The following is a 2,685-nucleotide window of genomic DNA, read 5'->3' as shown; positions in this document are numbered from 1 at the left end:
TAATTCGCCGTTATTATTAGCATATATATAGCTATTTTTACCAAAATAGACATTCTTACCCAATTCTATATTTTCAAATCCTAAAATTGTGACACCAGAATCAATTGCAAATTTTCCTTTTACTTTTTTGAATAAAGGCTTATAAGCAAAATATCTAATTTTTACACCTAATTGAGTAGGTATAGATGCAAGAATTGCTATATAAAAATCAAAAAGTAAATTGACAATTTTATTTATAAGCTTCAAATAAAATATCCTTTTCCATGATGGCTTGAACTTTATTTAAATCTTCTTCTGTATCGACTGCTTTTGTTGTATATTTTGTCGGAATCATTTTGACTTTCATCCCGTTTTCGAGGATCCGCAACATATCAACAGATTCTATAATTTCAAGTGGTGTGGGTTCTATGGTATTGTATTCAAGGAGAAAATTTCTTGTAAATGGGATAACACACACCTGTTTTTTCATCGGGACCTCCAGAACCCCTTTTTTTCGACTGGGTATTGGTTCTCTGGAAAAATAGAGGGCGAAACCGTTTTTATCCATGACTACTTTGACTTCGTTTGGATTTTCAAATGCTTCGATGTTATCTATATCGGCTACTAAATTAGTAATAACTAAAGAACTATCTTCAATCATCGGTTCAACTGCTTCATCAATCATTTCAGGGAATGTTAGCGGTTCATCACCTTGTACCATCACCATGATATCGCATTGTACTCCCGTTGTATTTTCGATTTTGAGCATTGCTTCGGCACATCGGTCGCTGCAACGCTCGTGGCAATCACTCGTCATAACTGCTTTTCCGCCGATTGATTCAATATATTCAAAGATGACCTGATCGCATGTCGCAACATAGACTTCATCGAGTCGTTTGGACATTTTTACCCGTTTATAGACGTGACCAATCATCGGCATTCCGCAGATGTCTGCCATCGGTTTGCCTGGAAAACGGTTGGACCCCATACGTGCGGGTATAATTGCAATAATTTTCATTGTGCTAAATCCTTTTGTATTGTATTCATCCCTTTTCTGGCGCAGTCACCTAAAAAGAAAAAATCCAAGCTGTAGGCTAAAAATGTACATCCTTGTGCAATTCGTTCTTGCAGTTTTGCAGGGTCCGATTCGATCACATGAAAACCTGATGGGACATTTTTTTCTTTGCAAATTTTTAAAACTTTTGCAACGGCTTCTTTTACATCTTCTCTGTGGTATTCCCCTGGATATCCCATGCTTCCGGAAAGATCGTATGGACCTATGATTATCCCGTCAATACCTTCTGTTGTAATAATTTCTTCGATATTATGAACTGCTTCGATGTGCTCAATCTGGGCGATAATGACGAGTTCGTTGTTAACCCATTCCTTATAGTCATCAAAACCTAATCCGTATTTTTGTGCTCGAAAAAGTCCCACTCCTCGTTTGCCTATTGGTGGGTATTTAGCATAGTCAATGGCCTCTAGCGCATCAGTTTTTGATTTAACCATAGGAACGACTATCCCATCTGCACCCATGTCAAGTATGCGTTTGATAATAACTTCCTCGTTCTTACTGACACGTACCAATGCTTTCATGCCGTTAGCTTGGATCGTAGAGATTAGAATATGAGCTTGAGACAGATCAATAGATGTATGCTCTAAATCAATAACAAGCCATTCAAAACCTGCACGGGCCATGATATCAACAATTGCTGGATGACCGATTGTAATCCATGAACCGATTGTAAGCGAATTGCTTTTGAGCTTATTTTTTAGCGACATTCACTACCTTTTGAAAAATAATTTTTATTTCCGCTCTAGTGCTTGCAAATATTTGTGGAAATATGTAGGTAGATATAGTAACCAAAACGGTGTATAGAAACCCTGAAAGTAAAAAATTCAGTAGAGGAGTGAGCGATGTTACTATAGTGCTTGAAATAAAGGCTAAAAGGGTGAAAAAGAGCAAAGAATAGATTTGATGCCATAAAAAATATTTGATATCTAGTCCTAAAAATCTTGTATTGAAATAAAGCTGTATATTGACGGTAATGATCTGCCCGATAAGCATTTTATACGCTAATCCCGTTGCCCCATAACCCATAAAATAGACGAATATGACGGTAAGAACCATTCCAAAAGGTTGCATTAACAATGCAATGTTACGCATAAGTTTTGTTTGTCCGGCTGCGTAAAAAATGCTACCGCTTAGTTGTCCATAGGTTTGATGAATGGGGTAAAAAGCCATAATGACCAGTACCAAATAGGCATCTTTAAACTTCTCGTCAGTAAATATCGTCAGCACATTTTCACTTTGCACTGAAATAAACACTGCAAAATAAGCAGCAATACTGTAAAGCATAGGAATATATCTATAAAAAAGCTTTCGCATAGTTTCTAAATCTTTTTGCTCATACGACTTGCTGAATTCTCGCATAATGATAGGGGTCATCGCACTTGTAAACAGAAAACACATTGAGGCCAGACTAAAAGCCAAACCGTAAAACCCTATTTGTTCACTACCGGCAATTTTTTGAAGTAGCCAAATATCAAAAAGTCCTGCAAAAACCCCAACGATACTATAAACGACGAGGGGATGACAATAGCTAATGAACTCTTTTGATAAATTTACTATTGAAAAATTTGAGCTGAAAATATTTTTAAAAATATCTTTTCGGATAAATAACCATGAGATGATCACCAAAAAAG

General features: G+C 36.5%; 2 protein-coding genes and 2 pseudogenes. All 4 read right to left on the bottom strand.

Going from position 1 to position 2,685, the window contains the following annotated elements:
* Nucleotides 1-246, bottom strand: a pseudogene (locus CJD30_RS11475) (acyltransferase); the annotation flags it as partial.
* The gene (kdsB, locus tag CJD30_RS11470; RefSeq protein WP_294919266.1) at nucleotides 230-997 is read right to left on the bottom strand and encodes a 3-deoxy-manno-octulosonate cytidylyltransferase; all 768 of its coding nucleotides are present in this window, start codon (nucleotides 995-997) and stop codon (nucleotides 230-232) included. The pseudogene CJD30_RS11475 and the gene kdsB, both read right to left, overlap by 17 nt.
* Entirely contained in the window at nucleotides 994-1,761 is a 768-nt protein-coding gene (locus CJD30_RS11465; protein WP_294919264.1) for an aldolase/citrate lyase family protein, read from the bottom strand. The genes kdsB and CJD30_RS11465 overlap by 4 nt, the downstream gene beginning before the upstream one ends.
* Nucleotides 1,745-2,685: pseudogene (locus CJD30_RS11460) on the bottom strand (polysaccharide biosynthesis protein); the annotation flags it as partial. The pseudogene CJD30_RS11460 and the gene CJD30_RS11465, both read right to left, overlap by 17 nt.

The organism is Sulfuricurvum sp. PD_MW2 (genome assembly GCF_002633015.1).
GTDB lineage: Bacteria > Campylobacterota > Campylobacteria > Campylobacterales > Sulfurimonadaceae > Sulfuricurvum.
This window is presented reverse-complemented; position numbering and strand designations above follow the sequence as displayed.

Coding starts and splice junctions, on each gene's coding strand:
- kdsB (WP_294919266.1), bottom strand. CDS start 997: ATGAAAATTATTGCAATTATACCCGCACGTATGGGGTCCAACCGTTTT.
- CJD30_RS11465 (WP_294919264.1), bottom strand. CDS start 1,761: ATGTCGCTAAAAAATAAGCTCAAAAGCAATTCGCTTACAATCGGTTCA.